The 20,711-nt window shown below is 43.4% G+C and carries 22 protein-coding genes and 2 tRNA genes; 18 read left to right on the forward strand and 6 right to left on the reverse strand.

What is annotated here, in order from left to right; genetic code table 11:
* Positions 1 to 103 precede the first annotated feature (103 nt).
* The 3 genes from NFS18_RS09690 to NFS18_RS19730 are packed head-to-tail and all read left to right on the forward strand — an operon-like array spanning position 104 to position 876.
* Positions 104 to 385, forward strand: a complete 282-nt coding sequence (locus NFS18_RS09690; protein ID WP_251389843.1) for a UPF0175 family protein — start codon at positions 104 to 106, stop codon at positions 383 to 385.
* Positions 382 to 696 carry a DNA-binding protein gene (locus NFS18_RS09695; RefSeq protein ID WP_251389844.1) on the forward strand — a complete coding sequence of 105 codons (315 nt, stop codon included), beginning with the start codon at positions 382 to 384 and terminating at the stop codon, positions 694 to 696. Before NFS18_RS09690 ends, NFS18_RS09695 begins: the two co-directional genes overlap by 4 nt.
* A 30-nt stretch (positions 697 to 726) precedes the next feature.
* Positions 727 to 876, forward strand: coding sequence for a DUF3368 domain-containing protein (locus NFS18_RS19730; protein ID WP_251389868.1), 150 nt, complete (start codon positions 727 to 729; stop codon positions 874 to 876).
* A 44-nt stretch (positions 877 to 920) separates the two neighbouring features.
* Here the strand turns inward: NFS18_RS19730 and NFS18_RS19370 are convergent, their stop codons facing one another.
* The 3 genes from NFS18_RS19370 to NFS18_RS09710 form a co-directional block, all read right to left on the reverse strand.
* Positions 921 to 1,046, reverse strand: coding sequence for a hypothetical protein (locus tag NFS18_RS19370; protein ID WP_277613598.1), 126 nt, complete (start codon positions 1,044 to 1,046; stop codon positions 921 to 923).
* A gap of 95 nt (positions 1,047 to 1,141) precedes the next feature.
* Positions 1,142 to 1,213: transfer RNA gene (locus tag NFS18_RS09705), tRNA-Cys, on the reverse strand.
* 104 nt (positions 1,214 to 1,317) lie between these two features.
* Positions 1,318 to 1,389 (reverse strand) — tRNA-Glu (locus NFS18_RS09710).
* 183 nt (positions 1,390 to 1,572) lie between these two features.
* On the opposite strand from NFS18_RS09710, the gene NFS18_RS09715 reads away from it, so the two are divergent.
* From NFS18_RS09715 to NFS18_RS09750, 8 genes are all read left to right on the forward strand, one after another.
* Positions 1,573 to 2,400, forward strand: coding sequence for an AraC family transcriptional regulator (locus tag NFS18_RS09715; protein WP_251389846.1), 828 nt, complete (start codon positions 1,573 to 1,575; stop codon positions 2,398 to 2,400).
* Positions 2,401 to 2,557: 157 nt separating this feature from the next.
* A complete protein-coding gene (locus tag NFS18_RS09720) occupies positions 2,558 to 3,193 on the forward strand; it encodes a DUF4867 family protein (protein ID WP_251389848.1) in 636 nt (211 codons plus the stop codon).
* 56 nt (positions 3,194 to 3,249) lie between these two features.
* The gene (locus tag NFS18_RS09725; protein ID WP_251389849.1) at positions 3,250 to 4,734 is read left to right on the forward strand and encodes an L-fucose/L-arabinose isomerase family protein; all 1,485 of its coding nucleotides are present in this window, start codon (positions 3,250 to 3,252) and stop codon (positions 4,732 to 4,734) included.
* A 234-nt stretch (positions 4,735 to 4,968) separates the two neighbouring features.
* Complete coding sequence (gene xylB, locus NFS18_RS09730) at positions 4,969 to 6,435, forward strand: xylulokinase (protein WP_251389850.1); 1,467 nt, start codon at positions 4,969 to 4,971, stop codon at positions 6,433 to 6,435.
* 112 nt (positions 6,436 to 6,547) lie between these two features.
* Positions 6,548 to 7,417 carry an AraC family transcriptional regulator gene (locus NFS18_RS09735; RefSeq protein WP_251389851.1) on the forward strand — a complete coding sequence of 290 codons (870 nt, stop codon included), beginning with the start codon at positions 6,548 to 6,550 and terminating at the stop codon, positions 7,415 to 7,417.
* A 201-nt stretch (positions 7,418 to 7,618) separates the two neighbouring features.
* Positions 7,619 to 8,788, forward strand: a complete 1,170-nt coding sequence (locus NFS18_RS09740; protein ID WP_251389853.1) for a glycoside hydrolase family 5 protein — start codon at positions 7,619 to 7,621, stop codon at positions 8,786 to 8,788.
* Positions 8,789 to 8,810: 22 nt separating this feature from the next.
* Positions 8,811 to 10,187 carry an MFS transporter gene (locus NFS18_RS09745; protein WP_251389854.1) on the forward strand — a complete coding sequence of 459 codons (1,377 nt, stop codon included), beginning with the start codon at positions 8,811 to 8,813 and terminating at the stop codon, positions 10,185 to 10,187.
* A gap of 65 nt (positions 10,188 to 10,252) precedes the next feature.
* Positions 10,253 to 11,899 carry a glycoside hydrolase family 43 protein gene (locus tag NFS18_RS09750; RefSeq protein ID WP_251389855.1) on the forward strand — a complete coding sequence of 549 codons (1,647 nt, stop codon included), beginning with the start codon at positions 10,253 to 10,255 and terminating at the stop codon, positions 11,897 to 11,899.
* A gap of 179 nt (positions 11,900 to 12,078) precedes the next feature.
* Here NFS18_RS09750 and asnB read toward each other — a convergent pair whose 3' ends face one another.
* The 3 genes from asnB to NFS18_RS09765 form a co-directional block, all read right to left on the reverse strand.
* Positions 12,079 to 13,929 carry an asparagine synthase (glutamine-hydrolyzing) gene (asnB, locus tag NFS18_RS09755; protein ID WP_251389856.1) on the reverse strand — a complete coding sequence of 617 codons (1,851 nt, stop codon included), beginning with the start codon at positions 13,927 to 13,929 and terminating at the stop codon, positions 12,079 to 12,081.
* A 102-nt stretch (positions 13,930 to 14,031) separates the two neighbouring features.
* Complete coding sequence (locus NFS18_RS09760; protein WP_251389858.1) at positions 14,032 to 14,610, reverse strand: dipicolinate synthase subunit B; 579 nt, start codon at positions 14,608 to 14,610, stop codon at positions 14,032 to 14,034.
* A gap of 130 nt (positions 14,611 to 14,740) precedes the next feature.
* The gene (locus NFS18_RS09765; RefSeq protein ID WP_251389860.1) at positions 14,741 to 15,673 is read right to left on the reverse strand and encodes a dipicolinate synthase subunit DpsA; all 933 of its coding nucleotides are present in this window, start codon (positions 15,671 to 15,673) and stop codon (positions 14,741 to 14,743) included.
* A 423-nt stretch (positions 15,674 to 16,096) separates the two neighbouring features.
* On the opposite strand from NFS18_RS09765, the gene NFS18_RS09770 reads away from it, so the two are divergent.
* The 7 genes from NFS18_RS09770 to rpsR all read left to right on the forward strand — a co-directional run bounded on the left by NFS18_RS09770 (position 16,097) and on the right by rpsR (position 20,477).
* Entirely contained in the window at positions 16,097 to 17,044 is a 948-nt protein-coding gene (locus NFS18_RS09770; RefSeq protein ID WP_251389861.1) for an AEC family transporter, read from the forward strand.
* A gap of 197 nt (positions 17,045 to 17,241) precedes the next feature.
* Positions 17,242 to 17,877: a lactate utilization protein gene (locus NFS18_RS09775; protein WP_251389862.1), complete on the forward strand. Its 636-nt coding sequence runs from the start codon at positions 17,242 to 17,244 to the stop codon at positions 17,875 to 17,877.
* A 138-nt stretch (positions 17,878 to 18,015) separates the two neighbouring features.
* Positions 18,016 to 18,924, forward strand: coding sequence for a class B sortase (srtB, locus tag NFS18_RS09780; protein WP_331477626.1), 909 nt, complete (start codon positions 18,016 to 18,018; stop codon positions 18,922 to 18,924).
* 171 nt (positions 18,925 to 19,095) lie between these two features.
* The gene (locus NFS18_RS09785; protein ID WP_251389863.1) at positions 19,096 to 19,284 is read left to right on the forward strand and encodes a DUF951 domain-containing protein; all 189 of its coding nucleotides are present in this window, start codon (positions 19,096 to 19,098) and stop codon (positions 19,282 to 19,284) included.
* A 129-nt stretch (positions 19,285 to 19,413) separates the two neighbouring features.
* Positions 19,414 to 19,701 carry a 30S ribosomal protein S6 gene (gene rpsF, locus NFS18_RS09790; protein ID WP_251389864.1) on the forward strand — a complete coding sequence of 96 codons (288 nt, stop codon included), beginning with the start codon at positions 19,414 to 19,416 and terminating at the stop codon, positions 19,699 to 19,701.
* 15 nt (positions 19,702 to 19,716) lie between these two features.
* The gene (locus NFS18_RS09795) at positions 19,717 to 20,172 is read left to right on the forward strand and encodes a single-stranded DNA-binding protein (RefSeq protein WP_251389865.1); all 456 of its coding nucleotides are present in this window, start codon (positions 19,717 to 19,719) and stop codon (positions 20,170 to 20,172) included.
* A 38-nt stretch (positions 20,173 to 20,210) separates the two neighbouring features.
* On the forward strand, positions 20,211 to 20,477 hold the full coding sequence (gene rpsR, locus NFS18_RS09800; protein ID WP_178598509.1) for a 30S ribosomal protein S18: 267 nt from the start codon (positions 20,211 to 20,213) through the stop codon (positions 20,475 to 20,477).
* Positions 20,478 to 20,711: the final 234 nt, after the last annotated feature.

The following is a 20,711-nucleotide window of genomic DNA, read 5'->3' on the forward strand; positions in this document are numbered from 1 at the left end:
CTCATAAAAATTTAGTTGTGAAAACAAATGCAAAAGGGTATAATATAGTAAAAACATAGTTTGATAATAGTAAAAAGATTCTCATATAAAAGGGAGTGATTTTATGACTTTTACAGATGTTAGCATTAAAGTTCCAGAAGGAATGACTATGTATTTACGTCCAAAGAATCCACGAGCAGAATTAGAAAGAAATGCTCTTTTGCTTTATCCATACATTAACGATAGAACAATCTCTCACGGTAAAGCTGCTGAGATTTTGGGAATATCCAAATATGATTTGATTGAATTATACGATTACATGGGTTTTGCCTATCTTTCTATGGATATTTCAGAAGTTGAGGATGAAGTTGCAAATTGGGAGAAAGTGAAGGAGGCCCTTGTATGATAGTTGTTGCCGACACGACACCTCTTATCTCCTTAATGAAAATTGATCATTTGGATTTACTCCATCAACTTTTCGGAGAAGTACAAATCCCATCTGCCGTTTTCGAGGAGCTTGTTTCAAATTCGGGATTTCCAAACGAATGCAGACAAATCAGGAAATGCACATTTATAAAAAAGGTAGAGGTCACTGATGTACGCGCTGTAAATTTACTTCGGCGTTCTTCTGGATTAGATGCAGGTGAAAGCGAAGCTATTGTACTATCGGATTCCACTAATGCCTCTTTGCTTCTTATGGATGAAGTCAAAGGATGACAGGTTGCCGCACAAATGGGCATTCCGCTTATGGGGACAATCGGTATTCTCATAGTCGCATATAAAGAAAATCTGCTATCTAAAGAGGAGATTCTTCAATGCATAGGAATCTTAAAAATTACCGGACGACATATCAGTAATAGACTATATGAACAGTTACTAGAAAAACTATCCCATTAGAAAAATTCAATATATTTCGAGCCACCCATTTTGGACGGCTCTTTCTATTTATAGCATACATAATAATCCGAAAATAAAATATTGAACTCATCTTTTGCCGGTACTGCCAGTACAAAGTAAAATTTCTTAATCAGTTTCTTTCTCTCGATTCCATCTTTCTGAATCTTCATCAATACCGATGCCACCTTATTTTTCAGAATTGATTTTTTGAATTTTGAAAAGTAAAAAAGCCTCAGAAAACCTTGATTTTCCGGGCTTTTTTAAGAGGCGCAGACCGGATTTGAACCGGTGAATCAGGGTGTTGCAGACCCACGCCTTACCACTTGGCTACTGCGCCTAGCTATGAGCACTTGATGTCTGTATTTTAGACATCTACGTGCGATGCATATCGTCGCCGTTAGCGAGGTTCCTACGAACTTACCAGCTTACCAGACGACGTAGTGACTCCAACGGGAATCGAACCCGTGTTACCGCCGTGAAAGGGCGATGTCTTAACCGCTTGACCATGGAGCCATATGAATAGAATCATCTGCGTGAACAGTGACCATTTGTTATACTATCATAGATTGAATATAATTGCAAGCATTTTTTTACTGTGCTATGATAAATATGTAACAGTGCAGCCGAAAGGCTGAACTGTTACATAAATATAGTTACTGTGTACAGTATCAGAAAATGTGATGGAGAGGATATACGATGGAATATAATCACGAAGTTATTTTGCCAAATGAAGATTTGCCTTTTAAATTATTTTTATTTGAAGGAGAGCGAGGTAATTATTTCCGTGACAAGCATTGGCACCGTTCGATAGAGATTTTTGCAGTGTTCGAGGGAGGTCTGACATTTTATTTAATGGAGACGGAGCAGCAGCTTAAGCCGGGAGATTTTATGCTTGTAAATTCCAATGAAATCCATTCGGTGGATTCTCCGCTTCCGAATCAGACGGTTGTAGTGCAGATCCCCCTACAGACATTTTCTGGTTATTTTACAGGAGAACAATTTATCCGTTTCACACATGACCCAAAGTTACATGATGCACAGGTGATGAAGCTGATCAAAGAAATGTATACCACATACATGGAGAAGAAGCCGGGGTATGAGATGAAGGTCAAGAGCGGATATTATATGCTTCTCTACTTGCTTGTGACGAAATACAGGGAAATGGATGTGACACAGAGGATGTTGAAGCAGAATAAAAAGCTAAACCGTCTGACGACAATAACAAATTATATCAAGGAGAATTACCGGGAGGAGATATCATTGGAATCTCTGGCGGGGATTTTTGGATATGCGCCTGCATATTTGTCAAGAATGTTCCAAAAATATGCGGGTATCAATTATAAGGATTATGTGCAGAGTGTGCGGGTGGAGTATGCATTTCGGGAACTGGCTGGCACGGATCATACAGTAAGTGAGATTGCGTCTAACAATGGATTTCCTAATAGTAAAGCTTTTACAAAGGCATTTCAGAAAAAGTATGGAATGCTGCCCAGTGAGTATAGAAGAAGTATAAGCGGACGGTAGGGGGAGGTTGGGAAACATGCTGGATAAAAAATAAAAAGGACAAAAAAATGCCTTTGTTTGGATAAATAAATGGTCGATGAAATGTCTGCGGATTGTTATTATGGACTCAGAACGAAATACATTTAAAAAAGGCGGAAATAGGAGAAGGAGGTTCATAATGCAGATTCAGAATGTGAATGATGATTCATTCAAAAAATATGGAAAAGTTCTGAAGGGATACAGTGTAAACGGTATCTTGAAAGAGATGGAGCATACGCCGATGACAAAGGATGTCGTCTATGTTCCGTCTGTGGAAGAATTAGAAGTGCTGGCGGATGCGGAGGAGATGAAGAATCGTGGATTCGGTGGAATTCCGATTCAGATCGGGTACTGTAATGGAGATAATAAGAAGCTCAATGGTCTGGAGTACCACCGTTCTTCGGAAATCAATGTGGCAGTCAGTGATCTGGTTTTATTGCTTGGTCTGGAACAGGACATCGAGGCAGATCATACATATGATACATCAAAGGTGGAAGCCTTTTTTGTACCGGCCGGAACAGCAATCGAGGTCTATGCCACAACACTTCACTATGCACCGTGTACCGCAGAGGGCGAAGCAGGCTTCCGCTGCGTGGTCGTATTGCCTAAGGATACGAATACAGAGTTGAATTTTCCGGCTGGAACAGAAGGGGAAGATAAATTGATTACCGCAAAGAATAAATGGTTGATCGTCCATGAGGAAGCTGGGATTGAAGGTGCGTTTTGCGGATTAAAGGGTGAAAATATCGAGATAAATCGGAAAGATCCGAGATAGTTTTGTAAATATTGATTCAGTGAGTAAGAAATAAATCAGGAAAGGTGGTAAATAAAATGAATAATATGCCAGAATTGAAAATTGGAGTTGTAGCAGTAAGCCGTGATTGTTTTCCGGAAAGTCTGTCTGTGAGCAGAAGAGAAGCTTTGATAAAGGCTTACAAAGAGAAGTATGGTGAGGAAGATATTTACGAATGTCCGGTTTGTATTGTTGAGAGTGAGATTCATATGGTACAGGCATTAGAGGATATTAAGGCGGCAGGATGTAATGCATTGGTCGTATATCTTGGAAACTTCGGACCGGAGATTTCCGAGACACTGCTGGCTAAGCACTTTGACGGACCGAAGATGTTTATCGCGGCAGCCGAGGAGCGGGGCGACAATCTGATCCAGGGACGCGGGGATGCATACTGCGGTATGCTCAATGCCAGCTATAATCTGAAACTGAGAAACGTAAAAGCATATATCCCGGAATATCCGGTTGGAACTGCAGAGGAATGTGCAGACATGATCGCAGAATTCCGTCCGATTGCAAGAGCCGCTGTGGCACTTCAGGATCTGAAAATTATCAGCTTCGGACCACGTCCGCTGAACTTCCTTGCATGTAATGCGCCGATTCAGCAGCTCTATAATCTGGGAGTCGAGATTGAGGAAAATTCTGAGCTGGATTTGTTTGAGTCATTTAACAAACATGCAGGAGATGAAAGAATCCCGGCAGTTATAAAAGAGATGGAAGAAGAGCTGGGTACAGGTAATAAAAAACCGGAAATTCTGGAGAAACTGGCGCAGTATGAGCTTACATTGAAGGATTGGATCGGGGAACACAGAGGTTACCGTAAGTATGTTGCGATCGCAGGCAAATGCTGGCCGGCATTCCAGACACAGTTTGGATTTGTTCCATGTTATGTAAACAGCCGTCTGACGGCACAGGGCATTCCGGTATCCTGTGAGGTTGATATTTACGGAGCATTGAGTGAGTTTATCGGAACTGTTGTAAGCCAGGATGCAGTAACATTGCTTGATATTAACAACAACGTGCCGGCAGATATGTATAAAGAGGAGATCGACGGCAAGTTCCCATATACGCATAAGGACACATTTATGGGATTCCACTGTGGAAATACCGCATCAAGCAAGCTCTCTTCCTGTGAAATGAAGTATCAGCTTATTATGGCGCGTGCTCTTCCAGAAGAGGTGACACAGGGAACTCTGGAAGGAGACATCAAACCGGGCGATATTACATTCTTCCGTCTGCAAAGTACGGCAGATTGTAAACTGCGGGCTTACATTGCGCAGGGTGAGGTGCTTCCGGTGGCGACACGTTCCTTTGGCTCTATTGGAATTTTTGCCATTCCAGAGATGGGAAGATTCTACCGTCACGTATTGATTGAGGGCAATTATCCGCATCATGGGGCTGTTGCATTTGGTAACTACGGCAAGGCATTATTTGAGGTATTTAAGTACATCGGTGTTCCGGTAGAGGAAATCGGATACAATCAGCCGGCAGGGGTAAGATATCCGACAGAGAATCCGTGGAAATAAAAATTTTATAGTACGAAATAGTAAAAAGCAGTTCAAATAATGTGCTCTGTGTCAGTACCGGCATGATTTTCCCTACGAAAGCCTTGCTGTTATTATTGTGAATCTGCTTTTTACTTTTTTGTACATCCAAAGCGCATTGGAAATGCGAAAAGTAAGTTTAGTATAGCGGGGGATTAGATCCAATATTTGATGAAGATAAGTTTTGGTAGATGTGTAAAAAGGAGAAGGTAGAATATGTTATACATAGGTGTTGATTTGGGAACATCGGCAGTGAAACTTTTGCTGATGGATGAAACTGGAAAAATCCATAATATCGTATCACGGGAATATCCGATTGCTTTCCCGCATCCGGGATGGTCGGAACAGAACCCGGCAGACTGGTTTACACAGTCCATGGAAGGCATTAAGGAGCTGACAAGGGATTGTAACAAGGCACAGGTTGCGGGAATCAGTTTCGGCGGACAGATGCATGGGCTTGTGGCTTTGGATGCACAGGATCAGGTGATCCGTCCGGCAATTCTCTGGAATGACGGAAGGACAGCAAAGGAAACGAATTATCTGAATGAAGTGATTGGAAAAGAAACATTGTCAAAATATACGGCAAATATTGCATTTGCGGGATTTACTGCTCCTAAGATCCTGTGGATGAAGGAGAATGAGCCGGAGAATTTTGCACGCATCAGCAAAATTATGCTGCCCAAAGATTACCTGGCATATATGCTGTCAGGCATACACTGTACGGATTATTCCGATGCGTCAGGAATGCTGCTGCTGGACGTAGAGCATAAATGCTGGTCTAAGGAAATGATCGATATCTGCGGCATCAGCAAAGAACAGCTTCCGAAACTGTTTGAAAGTTACGAAGTTGTGGGCACATTGAAGCCGGAGATTGCGGCAGAATTGGGACTTCCTGAAACAGTGAAAGTCATTGCAGGCGCCGGAGATAATGCGGCGGCAGCGGTGGGAACCGGAACGGTCGGCGAGGGCAGATGTAATATTTCGCTGGGAACTTCCGGTACGATCTTCATTTCCAGCAAGAAGTTCGGTGTAGACGATCACAATGCACTGCATTCTTTTGACCATGCGGATGGCAGCTATCATCTGATGGGCTGCATGCTCAGTGCCGCGTCTTGCAATAAGTGGTGGATGGATGAGATCTTAAAGACAAAGGAATATGGAGAGGAACAGAAGAACATTACAAAGCTGGGGGAAAACCATGTATTCTATCTTCCATATCTGATGGGTGAGCGTTCTCCGCATAATGATCCGAAGGCGAGAGCGATATTTACCGGAATGACTATGGACACAACAAGAGAAGATATGACACAGGCAGTGCTGGAAGGCGTGGCATTCGGGTTAAGAGATTCTCTGGAAGTGGCAAGAAGTCTCGGAATCAAGATCGAGCGCACGAAAATCTGCGGCGGCGGAGCGAAAAGTCCTCTGTGGAAGAAAATCATTGCAAATGTGATGAATCTGAAAGTAGATATCATCGAAAGTGAGGAAGGTCCGGGATACGGTGGTGCTATACTGGCGGCTGTGGGCTGCGGTGAATTTGTAAGTGTGGAAGAGGCAGCCAAGAAACTGGTGAAGGTGATAGATACGGTAGAACCGGAGCCGGAACTGGCGGCGAAGTATGAAGAACGATACCAGCAGTTCAAAAAGATTTATCCGGCAATGAAGGAATTGTTTCAGGAAATGTAAGCGGGTTTTGGGCAGAAGATTAGAACGAAGAAGGAATTATCCGACGGATCCATTTTTTTGGTAGAAATTGCAGAGTGGATTTAGAGCATATGGTAAAAATAGAGGAAAAATAATGCAGCAGTACAAACATGAATTTATTTCTCCTAATGAGATGCTAGAGGTCTATCTGGATTTCCGCATTGATACTGGGAGTGTAGTCAATAAGCATTTCCATGATTGGATCGAAGTTGTATATTTGATTCATGGAGATTTGGAGTTTCAGGATAATAATGAAGTGCGGCATTTAAAAGGAGGCGAATTTGTCGTTGTAAATCCTATGAGCATTCATTCTACAAAGTGTATGCATGGTAATACCGCAATTCTGCTTCAGATTCCGATTTCTTTTTTAGAGAAGCTTGTGCCGGATATCCGCCAGTATGTGTTTGCGGTGGATTACGATTCACAGGATGCAAGAGTGCAGACGAAGCTGCGGGAAATCGGAAGTACACTGCAGAACCTATGGATTGCCTACCAATTCCATGTGGATGGGTATCAGTTCCGGTGTTATAGTCTGATATTTGAGATGATCTACATTCTGATACACTCGTTTTCTTATAAGGTGAACCAAAGGGAAATGTACCGGAATCATAAGAATATGCAGCGGGTTCAGTTTATCATGGAATATGTGGCGAAGCATTATACAGAGCCAATCAGTATTCCGGAGATTGCAAGGGAAATAGGATTAAATGAAATCTATTTTTCGCGTTTTTTTAAGAAAAGTATGGGAATTACTTTCCTTGATTATCTGTATAGAGTGCGTATGGAAAAGATATATACAGATTTGATGAATACAGATTTAAACATACAGGAAATCCGGGAACGGCATGGTTTTTATAATGAAAAGGTATTTCGGCGTATGTTTAAAGAGATGTACGGAGGTTCTCCGAAAGAGGTGAGGAACGGACAGAAAAGTATTTCGGCAGCAGAACAAAATACCTTTTGATCCTGACATTATGTGTATATAGGACAGGTTGATATAAACAATAAAAGTTTGTATCGACCTGTTTTTTGGTTTGGAAAACGACTGTTGCAGCGGCAGGGAAGCAGGTATAATAGAATCATCAAAAGAGCTCATGAAAGAGAAATATATCCGGGTATTAAGTATCAAAAAAGTTTGAATAACAGAAAGTAAGAGGAACAGAAAATGAACATCAAAGGTGTGAATCTGGGAAACTGGCTTGTTTTGGAGAAGTGGATGAGTCCGGCATTATTTGACGGAACAACTGCGGAGGATGAGTATTATCTGCCGCGGCAATTATCAAAGGAAGCATATGAATCAAGAATTAAGGTGCATCGCAGTTCTTATATTACGGAACGTGATTTTGCGGAAATAAAATCTTTTGGAATGAATACTGTCCGCATTCCGGTTCCTTATTTTATCTTCGGAGACTGCCCGCCCTTCATCGGTTGTGCTGAGGAATTGGATAAGGCATTTGCATGGGCGGCAAAATATGGATTACAGGTTTTAATCGACCTGCACACCGTGCCGGGAAGTCAGAATGGATTTGATAATGGGGGATTATCCGGTGTGGTAAAATGGGCGCAGCAGCCGGAGAGTGTGGAATTCACTTTAAAGGTACTGGAAAAACTTGCAGAACGGTATGGATGCCATCAGGCATTGTGGGGAATTGAGATTGTCAATGAACCTCTTCTGGAGGCTGCATGGGATACATTTAACAGTATGGAACGTTATCCGGCAGTAGACCCCGAGATGGCAAAGGGAAGCGCACCGATCACACTTGGATTTTTGAAGGAGTTTTACATAAAAGCATACCGGAGAATGAGAAAGTTTTTACCCGAAGATAAAGCAGTTGTATTTCACGATGGATTTGATATCTTGGCATGGAAAGATTTTATGAGGGAAGAGGAGTTTAAAAATGTCGTTTTGGATACACACCAGTATCTGATGGTTGCAGAAATGGACGGCTGTCAACAGACATTAGAGGCCTATGTGAAATATGTAAAAGAAGTGCTGGAGCCGGTGATTGAAGAGATGGAGCAGTATTTTCCTGTTATCTGCGGAGAGTGGTGCCTGTTTAATTCATTAGCATGCGGTCATGATACTAACGGCGGCCGTTCCGTATTAAACGGGGTAGAAGGAATTACAGAAGAGACATTTACACCGGAAGAAAAGAAGAAGATATATACAACACTTGCAGATGTGCAGCTTGAAGCATGGGCAAAGGGAAGCGGATATTTTTATTGGAATTATAAACTGCTTCTTGATACAGTGAACGATTCAAACTGGATTGGCTGGGATGCATGGGACTTTGGAAAATGCGTGGTACAAGGATGGTTCCCGGTTCAGAAATAGGGTGAAAAGAGAGGATTGAAAAATGGAAGGAAAAAATAAATTAACGTTTGCAAAAGTAGCAGAACGTTTTTCGTATGGATGCGGTGATTTTGGATGTAACATTATATATACGGCAATGTCGGCATTTCTGTTGTTTTATTATACAGATTATGCCGGAGTCAGCGCAGCGGCAGTTGGAACGATCATGCTGGTTTCCAGAGTATTTGACGGTATCAGTGATATTATCATGGGTGTGATCGTGGACAGGACCAAATCCAGATTCGGAAAGGCTAGACCGTGGCTGCTTCGGATGTGTGTACCATTTGCTGTCTCAGGAGTGTTATTGTTTTCAGTTCCGGCAAACTGGGCGTCTGCGCCAAAGCTGGTCTATGTGTTTATAACATACAACTTGGTATCTACGGTGATTTATACAGCAATTAATGTGCCGTATTCTGCATTGAATGCACTGATGACACAAGATCCGTATGAACGGTCTGTGTTGAGTATTTTCCGAAATCTGCTTGCAACAGCAGGAACATTGACAATCAATACATTTACACTTCCTCTGGTAGAAGCATTTGGGGATAATGCGTCTGCGTGGACAAAGACATTTTGTGTCTTTGGAGCAATTGCAGTTGCAGCGTTTTTGATCAATTTCGTTGGTACAAAAGAACGAGTGAAGCCTGCTTTGCAGTCAGACGGGGAAGTCAAAGATGTTCCGTTTAAAGACGGCGTAAAAGCATTGTTCCAGAATAAATACTGGATGATGATGACAGGGATGCTGGCATTGTTCTTTTTGATGTATTCAGTCAACGGCGGCGCGACGGTCTATTATGCAAAGGATATTCTGGGAAATCGGGATTTGGTTGCAACAATCAATGGTATCTTTAATATTGTACAGATTGTTGGAATGTTCTTTATCGCAATGCTTGTAAAAAAGCTTGGCAAGAGAAATGTATTTGCAATCGGTCTTGTTTTGGATATTGTGGGAATGCTGGTTCTGAATTTCTCAAATGGTTCCATGACATTAATCGTTGTATCCAGTGTGATCCGGGGAATTGGTAATTCCTGCGGCGGTGCAACTATGTGGGCGATGGTATCTGACACTATTGATTACGGTGAATGGAAGACGGGATACCGTACAGAGGGACTTGTAAACAGTGCGTGTAGTTTTGGATATAAGATAGGAAACGGTATTGGTTCAGCCTTGCTGGGAGTGATTTTGGAAATCGGCGGTTATGTGGGAGAAGCAATGACACAGACTCCGGAGGCGCTGACATCAATCAAAATCTGTTTTGTATGGATTCCGATCGCTATATATGTGATAGGTTTGTTTATTATGAAGTTCTGGAATCTGGATAAAGAATTTGATGGAATTATTGCGGATTTGCAGGCACGCAAAAAAGAGGCAGTAAAATAAAGGAAAGAAACAGTTGTAAAAATGGCATAATTATGCTGAACATAAAGAAATCAGGAGGGAAAGTAATGATACAAAATCCGATATTACCGGGATTTAATCCCGATCCGTGTATCTGCCGCAAAGGAGATGATTATTATCTGGCAGTTTCCACCTTTGAATGGTTTCCCGGAATTCCGGTTTACCATTCTAAGGACTTGAAGAATTGGGAATTGTATACCCATGTGCTGACGGATGACGAAAGTGTAGATTTAAAGAAGCTGCCGAGTGCAAAGGGCGTCTGGGCGCCTTGCCTGACGTATTGTGAGGAAGAGGAATTGTTCTATGTGGTATACGGTGTGATGAATTCCATGAATGCCAGATATTTTGATGTGGATAATTTTTTGATCACTGCGAAGGATATCAAAGGACCGTGGAGTGAGCCGGTGTATCTGCATTCTTCCGGGTTTGATGCTTCCATTTTACATGATTCAAATGGGAAAAAGTATATTGTCTCACTGGACTGGGAGACGAGGGAGGGGTACGAGAAACCGGGGGCTATCTGTATGGTAGAGTATTCACCGACAAAAAGAGGGATTATCGGATACCCAAAACGCATTTGGCGCGGCGGTACGGACAGAGGATGCATTGAAGCGCCGCACTTGTACAAAAAAGGCGAATACTATTATATTATGTGCGCTGAAGGCGGAACCGGATATAATCATTGTGTAACGATGGGACGGTCTAAAAATGTATGGGGACCGTATGAGAAAGATCCGATGAATCCGATCGTGACAAGTGTCCCGGGAGATTCTTATGAACGGCAGGATCCGGACCATCTGAAACCGAAATATTACAATCCAGAATCAATTTTACAGAAATCAGGACATGGAAGTTATATAGACCTTCCTACCGGGGAGACTTATCTGGTACACCTCTGTTCCAGACCATTCGCGCCGGAACTGCGCTGTACTCTGGGGCGGGAAACTGCGATCCAGAAAATGATGTGGACAGAGGATGGATGGCTTCGTATGGCAGATGGCAGCAATCTGGCGAAAATGGAAGTGCCGGAGACTTCTCTGCCTGAGGTGAAGGCAGAGCCGATACCGGAGCTGGACGATTTTGACGGGGAAGAATTGGGAAACTTCTACTATGCGCCGAGAATTATGCCGCAGAGGTTCGCAGATGTTAAGGCAAGACCGGGATTTGTGCGGATCCGGGGGCAGGAATCCAGAACCTCTCTGAATAAAGTAAGCATATTGGCGCGAAAGCTGACCAGTGTGTATGTGAGAATTACAACAAAGATGGAATTTACACCGGAAGTGCATCAGCACAGTGCGGGGTTGATCATGTACTATGATAATATGAACTATATCAATCTGAGAAAATATTACAGTGAAACACTGGGAGGAAGTGCGCTATCGATCATTCATTTGGAGAATGGAGAAAAGACGGAGTTTTTGAATACGAGAATCCCGGTGGAAGATAAACCGATTTACCTGAGACTTTATGTGGAAGGAAGAAAATCATGGTTTGAATGGAGCTATGATGGAGAGAATTATAATAAAATCGGGCGTGTATTTGATACAACAAAATTTTCTGATGAGTTCTGTAAATACGGCGAATTTACAGGAACGATGGTGGGACTTACCTGTGCAGACCGGGTGAAACATCAGCACTATGCTGATTTTGATTTCTTTGAGTATGCGGCAGATGAAAAGAAAGATGTAGACTAAATATGCAGAAATAGAATTTGATGAGAAACCCTTGAGCAGATGAGGTAAATTACTGGGACTTTATCCATTTCCAGAGGATATAGAAAAGAGGAAGCAGTCCACAGCGGTGGATTCCTTCCTCTTTTGCTGTTCTTGCCTGGTGTTTGACCTATGCTGATTTAAGATGATTCAAAGAAATGTCAGCAAATCCGGATATGATATTTTTCCAGCCAGTAATTTACCTGTAACATATATGCCAGCATTTGAGGTCCAGCCATAAGCTGCCCATACCATGGCTTGCCATAATCAGACGGACTGTCGAGGAAACGCTGCACTTTCTTTGAGTCAAGCAGACTGCGGATCGGTGCATTAGGGGAATCCAGAACTTCTTTCAGCCGATTGCCGAGAAGCAGTTCATAATGTGGGTCGTAGGTTTTCGGGTAGGGACTCTTCTTCCGCCAGAGGACTTCTTTTGGGAGCAATCCTTCGGCAGCATGACGGAGTAAGCCCTTGACGATTCCGTCAGGACATTTCATAGACCATGGGACGTTGAAGACATATTCTACGATCCGGTAGTCTGCAAAAGGAACGCGGGCTTCCAGACCATTGTACATACTGGTTCGGTCCATTCTGTCCAGAAGGGTAACCATAAACCAGCGGAGATTCAGGTAAGCAATTTCCCGGCGGCGTTTTTCTTCAGGGGAATCTTCTGAAAGTCTCGGAGTTTCTGAGATTGTTTTTTCGTATGCGGCGCGGGCATAGTCTTCCATATGAAGTTCCTGAATCAGATTGTCGCAAAGCAGAGCCTGCCGTGGTTTCATGTCAGGGGACCATGGAAATGCATTTGTTTCAAATGCCTCTTTTTTATGAAACCACGGATAACCTCCAAAGATTTCATCTGCACATTCTCCGGTCAGGGCAACGGTGTTGAATTCTTTTACCTGAGAACAGAAATACAACATGGAAGATTCTACATCCGCCATTCCCGGCAGGTCCCGGGCGTCTACTGCTTTGTACAAACAGTCGATCTGGTCTTGACTGGAGCATTCCAGAAAGCGGTGGTTTGTGCCGAGAGTATCAGCCATCTGTTCCACAAAAGGACGGTCCTGACTGGGCTGGAACGCATTGGACTTGAAATATTTATCATTATTGATAAAGTCAAATGAAAAAGTATCTAAAGTTTTCCCTTCTTTTTTTAATTCCTCTGCACAAACTGCGGTGACGATACTGCTGTCCACACCGCCGGATAAAAATGTACTGATGGGAACATCGGAGATCATCTGACGCTTGATGGAATCTGTAAGAAGCCATTTGGTTTTCTCAATTGTTTCTTCAAAGGAATCGGTGTGAGGGTGACTTTCTAACTTCCAATAAAATTCTTTTTTACAGGAAGTACGGTCGAAGGTGATATGTTCTCCAGGAAGTACTTCCAGAATATTTTGAAAGACACCTTTTCCGTAGGTTTTTGCCGGACCGAGTGCAAAGATTTCGCAAAGACCTCCTCTGTCAATGACCGGAGTGACGCCGGGGTGGGCGAATAGTCCTTTAATTTCCGAGGCAAAAACCAGAGTTTTATCCTGCATTGTATAGAAGAGTGGTTTGATTCCGAGTCTGTCGCGGAAGAGGTGCAGTTCTTTTTGGGCATCGTCCCACAGGGCGAGGGCGAAGATGCCGTTTAATTTCTTGATATAGTCCGGACCGTAACGCAGGAATCCGGCAAGGATCACCTCTGTATCGCTGGTTGTCTGAAAAGTTTCGTTTTCCAGCAGCAGTTCTGCTTTCAGCTCCGCCATGTTGTAAATTTCCCCATTGTAAGCGATGATACAGGTGCGCCCGTTTCGGGTACGCTGCATGGGCTGATGTCCGGTAACAAGGTCGATGATATTTAACCGGACCTGAGCAAGACCGCAGAGGTCAGAGAGGTAAATTCCCTCATCGTCTGGACCGCGCCGTTTCTGGACGTGATTCATGGCTTTCAGAATGAGTCTGTAGTGAGGTTCTTCTTTTGTGTAATCAGTAAACGGATTGAAGAATCCGGCGATTCCGCACATAGGCAGTTCTCCTTTTCACAGATTTATAAAAATGATACACGGGTATCAAGGTCATACTGCTTCGTGCAAGAATGAAGCAGTATGACCTTTTTGACTCCGGTATTAGCAGATGATTGGCTGAAGCTGTTGTCCTTCAAGGGCGGATTCCAGTGACGGGATAAGCAGTTCGGTATGTGCGATCATAGAATTAGGTTTCTTTTCCGGATTATCCTGTCCGAAAGGAATGAAGTAAATGTTTTTGGAGTTTAAAAGCAGACCGATGTTTTTCATATTCATTCCCAATGCGTCATTTGTGGACAAAGACAAAAGCAAGGGTCTGTTATTTCGCAAATGTGCCTTTGCTGCCATCAAAACGGGGGAGTCTGTAATTCCGTTTGCCAGTTTGGCAAGAGTGTTGCCTGTGCACGGCAGAATGACGAGAATATCCAAAAGTGCTTTTGGACCAATCGGCTCCGCTTCAGCAATAGTCATCATCGGTTTGATCCCGGTGATTTCTTCAGCTTTCTTTACAAAATCATTTGCTTCTCCAAAGCGGCTGTCGATGGAGGCAGAGGCATTGGAGAAAATAGTCTGAATATAAGCGCCCTCATCGGCTAGCTTCTGGAGCTCCTGAAAGACTTTTTCATAGGTACAGAAGGAGCCGGTAAGAGCGACTCCGATGTGTTTTCCTTTTAAAGACAAGATGATTCACTCCTTTTATGATTTTAATGAATGGGTTGGTAACAGTTCAGCTTTCGGCTTCCTGTTACAGGCATCAAGCCATGCAAAACCACTTCGTGGTGGCTTGATGCATCTCTACCTATACGTTATTTCACGGACTTTGCAGCCAGTGCAAAGTCCTGGGCTGAACTGTTACATGGGTTGAGCGTTGCGCCTCGATGATTTCCCTGAGAATATGGGCGGAAGCAGCGGGGGCATACTTGCCGGGAAGACTCAGGCAATGTGCTGCTGTAATGCCGAGGTGATTTGCTGCAGCAAAATCTACTCCGCCGGGAGCCGAGGCAATATCGATGATCAGAACGGTGTGTTTCATTCGCCGCAAAATATCATTTGTAAGAACCTGGGCGGGAATTGTATTGAAAACAAAATCGAAATTCCCCACATAATCCGGCAGCTTTTTTAAGTGGATGCAGCCATCCGCAACGATAGAAGCGCGGGCGGCTTCTGTGGGTTCGTTAGTGCAGACTGTGACATTGCAGAACATTCCTTTCAAATAGGACACGAGCGTACGGCCGCATCTGCCGAAACCGAGAACGGCGCAGCAGCTTTTATGAAGATTAAAAGGACTGCGTGTGATCGCTTCACAGACGGCACCCTCTGCTGCGGCAATACTGTTGCGGACAGCAAGGGATTCATCATCCAGATAGTCAAAGACAGTGACACCCCTCTCTTCTGCGGCTTTGCGGAAATCGTCTGGAATCTGCCCGGCAAACAGTGTCTGTCCGGAATGCAGCAGCTCTAAAAGTGCAGAAGAGGAAAAATGGTGTCTCGGATCCGAAGAAATCATATCGGAATCCTTTTTTATAAAGGGAATCGGACAGGCAATACAATTGGAATGCAGACAGGCCTCATTTAGCGAATCAGCAGCATGAACAACAGATGCATCAGAACAGTTTCTTTCGTTAGGAAGTGCGGGTAAAGCATAATGACAGACCTTGTTCTGATGATGAGAGAGTTCTTCGGTAAGCCAGACCTGACGCATATCACCGCCCAATACGGCGTAATCGTAGTGTGGGTATTCCATAATCACTCCTGTGGGAAGAACATTTTAATTTATTATATGTGGATATAGGAAAATGTGTAATCTTTCAGTATTAGTTTTTATGGTAGTACTGTTCACACCCGGACCGTGCACCATGCTGCACGGTCGCGGATCAGTACGGTATCGGGGCTGGAATCCGGTCTCTTGCCGTAAGGCAACTTTAAATAGACCGGATTCGTTGCTGGTTACTGTTCACGGTCGAAATGCGCATAAACTGTGCATTTACGACCCAATACAGTGAAGTTTACAAGCATTTGTGCCTCGCCGCAGGCGACATTAAATGCACAAATGCGGTTACTGTGAACAGCAGCAGGCTGCGAACAGTAACGATTATTGGATTTTTAGTTCGGATTGTGCTAATATTATCTGGGAATAAAATGAATACAATAGAAAAGAGTAATTGAAATGTCTGAGAACTTGATTTTTAGTTTAAACGCAACTGTTCCGGTATTTCTGATGATGGTGCTGGGAATGTTGTTTCGGAAAATTGGCTGGATAGACGAAGTATTTGCCGGAAAAATGAATAAATTTGTATTCATGGTGCCGTTGCCGGTACTTGTGTTTGAAGATTTGGCGACTGTAAAATTTGAAGAGGTGTGGGACACAAGATTTGTGTTGTTCTGCTTTGTGGTGACTTTAATTAGTATCGGGATTGCAGCTGTGGTTTCCTGTCTGTTGAAGGACCGTACTTTACGGGGAGAATTTATTCAAGTATCCTACCGCAGCAGTGCAGCGATTCTGGGGGTCGCTCTGATCCAAAATATTTACGGGGATTCAGGGATGGCGCCGCTGATGATGATTGGAAGTGTGCCGCTTTATAATATAATGGCGGTGGTAGTATTGTCGCTTTTTCATCCAAAGAGCAGGGGCATAGATACTGCATCTATCAAGAAAACGCTTAACAGTATTGTGACAAATCCGATTATTATTGCGATTGCTGCGGGACTTCTATGGTCGGCGCTACGTATTCCGATGCCGCCTATTTTGGAAAAGACCGTATCGAGTATCGGCGGTATAGCAACCCCACTGGGGCTGATGGCAATGGGGGCAGCTTTCGATCTGTCAAAAGCATTTGCAAAAGCAAAGCCTGCGGCGGCAGCGGCATTTATTAAACTGATCGGGTTTTGTGCGGTATTTCTGCCTTTGGCAGTTATGCTGGGGTTCAGGGATTCGGAACTGGCGGCAGTTCTGGTTATGCTTGGTTCTGCAACGACCGTAAGCTGTTTTGTGATGGCAAAGAATATGGGGCATGACGGCGTGCTGACATCCAGTGTAGTGATGCTGACAACATTGTTCAGTGGGTTTACTTTGACTGGATGGATATATATATTGAGAAGTTTTTCATTGATCTGATGTGGTGATACCAGGGCAAAAGGTGCCAAACAGCAGCAAACTGTGAACAGTAATCTGTAAAGAACGTTTGATGGAAAAACAAAAAATTTGGAATAGAATATTTTTAAAAACAAATGTATAATGAAGTAATAGGAGTTCTTTAAGAAGAACTGGAAAAATATTTTACTGATTATGATCTAATAGAAAGGGGAATTGTAATGGATGTCCGGGAAATGAGAAATGAAGTGCTTGGCGTAAGAGTTGTGAAGGCGCTGGAGTCAAGAAATATGGAGGCCTATTATGTGAAGACGAAAGAAGAAGCTCTTAAAAAGGCATTGGAATTGATTCCGGAGGGAAGCTCCGTCAGTTGGGGCGGGACGATGTCTGCACAGGAGATTGGACTGACAAAGGCTCTTCATGAGGGAAAATATACGGTATATGACAGGGAAACTAAGGAAACCCGTGAAGAGAAAGAAGAAATTGCACATCAGGCGTTAAATTGTGATTTTTATCTCGGAAGTACGAATGCTATAACTGAAGACGGCGTGATGATTAATGTGGATGGAAATGCCAACCGTGTTGCTGCATTTGCATATGGACCGAAGAATGTCCTTTTGATCGTAGGGATGAATAAGGTTGTAAAGACAGAGGAAGACGCTATGAGCCGCGCAAGAAATGAGGCTGCTCCGATCAATGCACAAAGATTTGGAATTGATACGCCTTGTGTTCAGAATGGAACATGCTTTAACTGCAGAAAACCGGAGTGTATCTGCTGTCAGATTCTGATCACCCGCTATTCCAGGGTGGCGAAGCGTACAAAAGTTATTCTTGTGGATGAGAATCTGGGATTTTAAAATTAGATTAAAGTACATACCGGGATGCCCGGATGGGTATACTTTATCGGATAAAGTCCGCCCGCCGTAGGCGTGAATTACGGGATGCCCGGATGAGTATACTATATGGGATTTAACTGAAAGTGAGTAGTTTGCTATATGAGTTTGGACTATGAGAATAATCGGGCAAAGTCTGGTCCCCCGCTTAAAAAGAAGAAGTCATCGGTATCGGGGACAGGACAGAGAAAGAACGGAAATGTGAAGGAAGGAAAGGTACATACTGAGAACAGAAAGAAATCCGGAAAGCGGAGGCGTAAAAATAAAAAAACAGATATTGTTTATATGACAGTCTTTGCGGCTGCGGTCTGTGTATTTGTCTTTTCTTTATATCAGCTTGTAATGATGCTGGCGCCGTATTATTTCGGGGGACAGGAATATGAAGATGTTAAGAAGCTTGCGATTACTGTAGACGAAGATGATGAAGATGTATTCAAAGTGAACTTTGATGCTTTGATGGCAGAAAATCCGGATACTATTGCATGGCTGCGTTTTGAAGAGCCGGCAGTAATCAATTACCCGGTAGTAAAGAGTGCAGATAATGAAGAATATCTGACCAGAACATTTTCAGCAAATGATAATAAACTGGGCGCCATTTTTATGGATAAAAGAAGTAATTCGAGCTTTACAGACCGCAATACCATTATCTATGGACATAATATGAAGGTGGGCGGTGAGATGTTTTCCCAGCTGAATGAATATGCTTCAGAGGAATTCTGTAAGCAGCACCCGTATTTCTATATTTATACACCGGATGGCGCGGCACGTACATACCAGATATTTTCTGCTGCAGTGGTAAAAGATGTGGCGGAGAATTATAAGATGACGTTTGCGACGGAGGAAGAATATATGAATTATCTTCAGATGTGTAAGGATACATCAAACTATCAGGTGGATGTGAATCTGGATGCGGCATCGAAGGTTGTCAGTTTGTCAACTTGTACGAATGTGAATGATGATGAACGCTTTTTGCTGCAGGGGGTTTTGATCAGCGAAGAGGATAATCAGTAATATAGAGTCAGGAGCAATAGCTCAGCGTAGGATTTTGCACTTGCTGCAAAGTCCGTAAGAAAGCATGATGAGAGAAAGAATCCGCTCTTTCACCGCAGGTGAACTTTGTATAGGGCGGATTCTGTAACAGTTCAGCCGGAAAGCTGAATTGTTACAGTCAGGAGGTGTAAGATGGCAGATCGTTTTGACATAGGAGATATTATTAAAATGAAAAAACCCCATCCCTGTGGAAGTCATGAGTGGGAAGTACTGAGGGTTGGGGCAGACTTCCGCTTGAAGTGTGCTGGCTGCGGACACCAGATCATGGTGCCGAGGAAGCTGGTAGAGAAAAACACACGGGAGATTAAAAAAAGCACTTGAAACAGCCGGAAAATTATGCTATCATAAATACTCGTGACATACTCGTTGGATGATAAAGATTCAGTGGGAGTTTACATTCCTTGTTTCCGGAGCAGACCGGGAGCCAGAGACCAAAAGGAGGTGCGAGACATGAACAAGTATGAATTAGCTGTTGTTGTCAGCGCAAAAATCGAAGATGACGCAAGAGCAGAAGTAATCGAAAAAGTGAAAGCATTAGTAACACGTTTCGGTGGAAATGTGACTGACGTCGATGAATGGGGCAAGAAGAGACTTGCTTACGAAATTCAGAAGATGAACGAGGGATATTACTACTTCATCCACTTCGATGCTGAGACTACTGTTCCTGGCGAAGTGGAACAGCGTATCCGTATTATGGATAACGTTCTCAGATATTTATGCGTGAAACAGGAAGCATAAAAGAAAGAGGTATTTATGAATAAAGTAGTTTTGGTGGGTCGCTTAACAAGAGACCCGGAAGTTAGATATTCACAGGGCGACAGTTCTACAGCAGTCGCAAGATATACGGTAGCAGTTGACCGCAGATTCAAGAGAGACAACGAGCCGACAGCAGATTTTATTCCGTGTGTTGTATTCGGACGTTCCGCTGAGTTTGCAGAGAAGTATTTCCGTCAGGGAATGAGAGTATCTGTTTCGGGACGTATTCAGACAGGAAGCTACACCAACAAAGATGGTGTGCGTGTGTACACAACGGATATTATTGTTGAAGAGCAGGAATTTGCTGAGAGCCGGGCAGAAAGCGAGGCTAACAGAGGTTCAGGCTCTTTCCAGTATTCTGCTCCGAGTCAGGCTCCGGCGCCGAGTATTGATGCAGGTGATGGGTTCATGAATATTCCGGATGGAATTGATGAGGAATTACCGTTTAACTAACTTCCAGATGCATTGATTAAAGCAGGAGGTAAATAGCAATGGCTTTTGAAAAAGGAAGCAGACCAGAGGGCGGATTCAAGAGAAGAGGTCCGGCACGCAGAAGAAAAAAAGTGTGTGTATTCTGTGGTAAAGAGAATAACGAGATTGATTATAAAGATGTAGCAAAGCTGAAAAAGTATGTTTCTGAAAGAGGAAAAATCCTTCCGAGAAGAATTACAGGCAACTGTGCAAAACATCAGAGAGCTTTGACAGTAGCAATCAAGAGAGCAAGACATATTGCTCTTATGCCATACGTTCAGGATTAATTATTACTTTTCACACCCTGTGGGTGTTCCAGTAACAGTATCCAGCCTATTTTAAGTCGCCTTCGGCGAGGGGCTGGATATATCGCTGTCATCACTTCATTGGTCGGACACCTTGCGGCGCAGTGCGCAGCCCGGATGTGAACTGTAACGAAATCGGTACTGTTCACAGTCGAAATGCGCATAAACTGCGCATTTACGACCTAATACAGCGAAGTTTACAAGCATTTGTGCCTC

The sequence above is a fragment of the Mediterraneibacter agrestimuris genome (assembly GCF_943193195.1).
GTDB lineage: Bacteria > Bacillota > Clostridia > Lachnospirales > Lachnospiraceae > Schaedlerella > Schaedlerella agrestimuris.